Below are 5269 nucleotides of genomic sequence, written 5' to 3'. Positions count from 1 at the left end.
GGCGCGCGGAATTCCCGCCATTCCGTCACCAGCACCAGCGCGTCGGCGCCCTCGACCGCCTCCCACGCATCGCGCGTGAAATGGATGCGGCCGGGGCCGTGCGCCGTCTCCAGCACGCGTGCCGCCTCCTCGCCGGCCGCCGGGTCGCAGGCGCGTATGCTGCAGTAGGCACCGAGGAGCTGGTCGATCAGCGCCAGGCTCGGCGCCTCCCGCATGTCGCCGGTGTCCGGCTTGAACGACAGCCCCCACAGCGCCACCGTCTTGCCCTCCAGCCGGCGCGCGCCGCCGTAGTGCGCACAGATCTTCCGGTACAGCGCGGATTTCTGTTTCTCGTTGACGGCGTCCGTCGCCTTGAGCATGTACGGTGTGCATCCGTATTGCAGCGCGGTCCTGGCCAGCGCCTTCACATCCTTGGGCAGGCAGGAGCCGCCGTAACCGATGCCGGCCTGCAGGCAGTGCGGGCCGATGCGCGCATCGGCGCCGATGCAGCGCCGCACCGCGTCGATATCCGCCCTCACCGCTTCAGCCACGCAGGCGAGTTCGTTCATCAGGCTGATGCGCGCGGCGAGCATGGCGTTGGCGGCATACTTGCTCAGCTCCGCGCTGCAGGTGTCGATCTCGATGAGCTGTTCGCGGTGGCGCAGGAAAGGGATGTACAGCTCGCGCATGATGCCGGCCGCTCCCGCATCGTCACAGCCGAGCACGATGCGGTCGGGGTGCATGAAGTCGTGCACCGCGGAGCCTTCCTTCAGGAATTCAGGATTACTGACCACGCTGAACGGAATGTCGGCATGGCGGGCGGCCAGCTCGTGCGCGATCGTCTCGCGCACCCTGGCTGCCGTGCCGACCGGAACGGTGGATTTGTTGACGACCACCACGGGCCGGCGCAGGTGCCGTCCAACCAGGCGCGCGGCGTCGAGGACGTGGGTCAGGTCGGCGCTGCCGTCTTCGCCGGCAGGCGTGCCGACCGCGAGGAAAATGACTTCCGCATGCCGAATCGCCTCCTCGTGGCCGGTCATGAAGGCGAGCCGCCCGGCGCGGCGGTTGCGGGCGATGAGCTGGGGCAGGCCCGGTTCATGGATGCCGACCTTGCCCTGGTTGAGCTGACCGATCTTGTGCGCGTCCACGTCCACGCAGGCGACCGCATTTCCCACTTCGGCAAGGCAGGCCGCGGTGACAAGCCCCACGTATCCCGTGCCGATGATGGAAATTTTCATAGCGCCCTCATGAAAGCGTGCATGATCGACCCGCGGACGACGCTTACCGTTCCTCCATTTGCAATCCGTCAAAAGAAAATGCCGGGAAGGAAACGCTTCCTTCCCGGCATCACGTACGGCGTTGGAAAATCAGGAATTCGGCTCGTAGCGCGTGGCTTCCAGTTCCGCGCGCGTCGAGCGTTTGCGCAGGCGGATATTGAGCATTTCCACCACCACCGAGAATGCCATCGCGCTGTAGATGTAGCCCTTCGGGACATGGTGGCCGAAGCCTTCCGCGATCAGCACCACGGCGACCACCACCAGGAAGGACAGCGCTAGCATCTTGATGGTCGGATGCTCGGACACGAAGCGGCCGATCGGGCCGGCGAAGAACATCATCATGCCGACCGAAACGATCACGGCGGCGATCATGACGGCGATCTCGTCCACCATGCCCACCGCGGTGATGATGGAGTCGAGCGAGAACACCAGATCGATCAGCATGATCTGCAGCACGATTCCCTGGAAAGTGTTCTTCACCGTCGCCGACGCCGCCCCGCCTTCCGCGCCTTCGAAGGTTTCGTGGATCTCGCCCACGCTCTTCCATAGCAGGAACAGGCCGCCGGCCAGCAGCACGAGGTCGCGTCCCGAGAAGTCCTGGCCCACGACGCTGAACAGGGGCTGCGTCATGCCCACGATCCACGACAGGGTCAGCAGCAGGCCGATGCGCATGAACATCGCGAGGAACAGGCCGAGGCGGCGCGTGAATTCCTGCCGTTCCTTCGGCAGCTTGTCCACCAGGATGGAGATGAAGATGATGTTGTCGATGCCCAGCACCAGCTCCAGTGCGGTGAGGGTGAAGAAGGCAATCCAGATTTGCGGATCGGAGAGGAGTTCGATCATGGTTTTCCTTATTGAAGTTCGGTTTCTCGAAGCCCAGCCTTCCGGTTTGGACTTTGAGAAAGCGCCTCGGTTTTCACGGGCTCAAAAAAACCGGGGGTGGTATGAGCACCCCCGGAAGGCAACAGACTTGCGTCTGCTCTCGGTTGAGGAAGCTTAATCGTTGCTTGCAAAGCCCAGCAGGTGCAGCAGGCTGGTGAACAGGTTGAAGATCGACACGAACAGGCTCAGCGTCGCCATGACATAGTTGGTTTCACCGCCGCGCACGATCTGGTTGGTCTCATACAGGATCATGCCGGACATCAAGAGCACGAATACCGCCGAAACCGTCAGCGACAGCGCCGGAATCTGCAGGAAGATCGCCGCCAGGCCGGCCAGGAAGGCGACCAGGATGCCGACCATCAGGAAACCGCCCATGAACGACAGGTCGCGCTTCGTTACCAGCGCATAGCCGGACATGGCGATGAAGATGGCCGCCGTGCCGCCCATCGCCAGCATCACCGTCTGCGTGCCGTTGGGCATGTTCAGGTAATGGCTGATGATCGGGCCGAGGGTGTAGCCCATGAAACCGGTCAGCGCAAAGACCAGCGCCACGCCGAGGCCGCGGTCGCGGTATTTGTTGACCAGGAACAGCAGGCCGAAATAGCCGACCAGTGTGATCAGGATGCCGGGATGCGGCAGCCTCAGCGCGGCCGACACGCCGGCCGTGATCGCCGAAAAGCCCAGCGTCAGGGCCAGCAGCATATAGGTATTGCGCAATACCTTGTGCGCCGAGACGTCGAGGACGCTCGTCGCGGTACCGGAGCCGAAGCCACGGTTGCGCAGGGTGTTGATACGGTCATTCATGATGGGGTCCTTTCCGAGATAGATGCCAGACAGTGGAGTTGCGGTGAGGCGTTGCACTTCGTCACATCGGAACCTCCTGTTATCGACTCATGCATGTTAAAAGACTTGCCAACATCGAAAAAGCGAAGATAATGTGAAAATTACTTCGTAAATCCAGAACAATGAAAAACGTCTCCCTCAATTACCGCCATCTCTATTACTTTTGGGTGGTTGCCAAGGAAGGCAGCGTCACACGCGCCGCGGAAAGGCTGGATGTCGCGGTGCAGACGATCAGTGCCCAGCTTGCCCTGCTGGAACAGTCCGTCGGCAAGGCGCTGCTCGCGCCGCAGGGGCGCAGACTGGTGCTTACCGAGGCCGGCCGGGTCGCGCTGTCCTACGCCGACCAGATCTTCCTGCTCGGCGAACAGTTGCAGGATGTGCTGGCCGAGACCGATGTCGGCCAGACCATGCGCCTGACGGTCGGCCTGTCGGACTCCTTGCCCAAGCTGACCGCGTCGCGCCTGCTGGATGCCGCGCTCAAGCTGCCGCAGAAGGTCAAGCTGGTCTGCCACGAAGACGATTTCGAATCGCTGCTGGGCGAACTCTCGGTGCACAAGCTCGACGTCATCCTCACCGACCGCCCGGTGCCTTCCGGCACCACGCTGCGCGTCTTCAGCCACCTGCTGGGCGAAAGCGAGACCATGCTGTACGGGGCGCCCGCGCTGGCAGAACAGTACCGCACCAATTTCCCGGCCAGCCTGAAAGGCGCGCCGCTGCTGCTGCCCACGCGCAACCATGCGATTCGCGGCCGTCTCGACCACTGGTTCGAGACCCACGATGTGCGCCCCGACATCGTCGGCGAATTCGACGACAGCGCACTGCTCAACACCTTCGGCCGTACCGGCCTGGGCATGTTCCCCGCGCCGTCGGCGCTGGCCTCCGCAGTCGAGGAACAGTTCGGCGCCGTCCCGGTGGGCGAGCTCACGCATGTGCGCGAGCAGGTCTATGCGATTTCCAACGAGCGCAAGATCAAGCATCCCGCGGTCGACGCAATCCTCACGGCAAGCCACGTGAGCGTGTTCGCCCATTGAACTTGGCGCGCCGTCCCGCTTCATATAGCGAAGGACGGGGGCGACATGGCAAGGATAATCAGGCATTGGCATGCGGTTCTGGTCGCATGCATGTTATGTATGGCAGCGGAAGCGGCAGCGCCGGCAAAGGAAACAGCGCTTGAGTTGCCGGCGTCAGGCAGCGCCGCGAAGGCGGACGCAGGCTCGGTCCAGTTCATCGGCAACGCGACCGTGCTCATCCGCTACGCCGGCTTCACCATCCTGACCGACCCCAATTTCCTGCACAAGGGCGAGCATGTGCACCTGGGGTACGGACTGAAGTCGCAGCGCCTGACCGATCCCGCCATTCCCCTGGACAAGCTGCCGCCGATTGATCTCGTCGTGCTGTCCCACATGCACGGCGACCACTTCGACCAGCTGGTGCAGGAAAAACTGGACCGCAACATTCCCATCGTGACGACGCCGGAAGCGGCAGGCGCGCTGGCCGACATGGGATTCAAGAACCGCCACGCGCTCGCGACCTGGGATGCGCTGGTCGTGCGCAAAGGCGGGGCCAGCCTGCGCGTCACGGCCATGCCCGCGCGCCATGGGCCTCCGGGCGGCGCTGCGCCGCTGCCGGAGACGATGGGATCGATGCTGGAATTCAGCGGCGGCGGCAAGGCGGGCTACCGGATCTATATCAGCGGCGACACGCTGGTCTACGAGGATCTCGACGACATCCCGCGGCGCTATCCCGACATCGACCTCGCGCTGCTCCACCTCGGCGGCACGCGCATCCTCGGCGTGATGAAAGTGACCATGGACGGCAAGGACGGCGTGAAGCTGTTGCAGCTGGTGGCGCCGCACCACGCCATCCCCATCCACTACAACGACTACGACGTGTTCAAGTCACCGCTCAGCGAGTTCGAGAGCGAGGTCAAGGCGGCGGGGCTCCAGGGCAAGGTCACCTACCTCAAGCACGGCGACATCTACCGGTTCAAGCCGGCGAACCGGCGCTAGACGATGTGGTGTGCATGGCGGGTTTCGCTGCGCTCTACCCACCCTTCTATGATGCGTTTGAAGTCAAGTCGTTTTGCAAATTCATCCGTGTCGTTTTTGCGTAGGCCGTCGGCCGTCATGGCCGACGGAACCGGCGTGGTGTTTCTTCATCGGTCGTCTCGCTTCATCGGTTCAAGCTCTCGGTCATCCTTGCGTGAGACTTCGCGTCTCACCACCTTCTATCCGCTGGTCCTTGGCCCAGCCCAATCCTGCATGCGCGTTGCGCGTCGGTGACCTCGA

At 63.3% G+C, this 5269-nt stretch carries 5 protein-coding genes; 2 read left to right on the top strand and 3 right to left on the bottom strand.

The window, feature by feature from the left end; all coding sequences use genetic code 11:
- From VFF99_RS17645 to VFF99_RS17635, 3 genes are all read right to left on the bottom strand, one after another.
- The coding region (locus VFF99_RS17645) for a UDP-glucose/GDP-mannose dehydrogenase family protein (RefSeq protein ID WP_325020226.1) at positions 1-1217 on the bottom strand (1217 nt) is incomplete at its 3' end.
- Between the two features lie 129 nt (positions 1218-1346).
- The gene (locus VFF99_RS17640) at positions 1347-2099 is read right to left on the bottom strand and encodes a TerC family protein (RefSeq protein ID WP_325020224.1); all 753 of its coding nucleotides are present in this window, start codon (positions 2097-2099) and stop codon (positions 1347-1349) included.
- Positions 2100-2252: 153 nt separating this feature from the next.
- Entirely contained in the window at positions 2253-2942 is a 690-nt protein-coding gene (locus VFF99_RS17635) for a Bax inhibitor-1/YccA family protein (RefSeq protein WP_325020222.1), read from the bottom strand.
- Between the two features lie 161 nt (positions 2943-3103).
- Here VFF99_RS17635 and nhaR point away from each other — a divergent pair, with 161 nt between their 5' ends.
- Positions 3104-4012, top strand: coding sequence for a transcriptional activator NhaR (nhaR, locus tag VFF99_RS17630; RefSeq protein WP_325020220.1), 909 nt, complete (start codon positions 3104-3106; stop codon positions 4010-4012).
- A 99-nt stretch (positions 4013-4111) separates the two neighbouring features.
- Complete coding sequence (locus VFF99_RS17625) at positions 4112-4990, top strand: MBL fold metallo-hydrolase (RefSeq protein WP_325020218.1); 879 nt, start codon at positions 4112-4114, stop codon at positions 4988-4990.
- The last annotated feature ends 279 nt before the right edge of the window (positions 4991-5269 follow it).

It is taken from the genome of Noviherbaspirillum sp. (assembly GCF_035654295.1).
GTDB lineage: Bacteria > Pseudomonadota > Gammaproteobacteria > Burkholderiales > Burkholderiaceae_D > Noviherbaspirillum.
This window is presented reverse-complemented; position numbering and strand designations above follow the sequence as displayed.

Excerpts from the sequence above, each read along its gene's own strand:
- VFF99_RS17640 (WP_325020224.1), bottom strand. The coding sequence starts at position 2,099 with ATGATCGAACTCCTCTCCGATCCGCAAATCTGGATTGCCTTCTTCACC.
- VFF99_RS17635 (WP_325020222.1), bottom strand. The coding sequence starts at position 2,942 with ATGAATGACCGTATCAACACCCTGCGCAACCGTGGCTTCGGCTCCGGT.
- nhaR (WP_325020220.1), top strand. The coding sequence starts at position 3,104 with ATGAAAAACGTCTCCCTCAATTACCGCCATCTCTATTACTTTTGGGTG.
- VFF99_RS17625 (WP_325020218.1), top strand. The coding sequence starts at position 4,112 with ATGGCAGCGGAAGCGGCAGCGCCGGCAAAGGAAACAGCGCTTGAGTTG.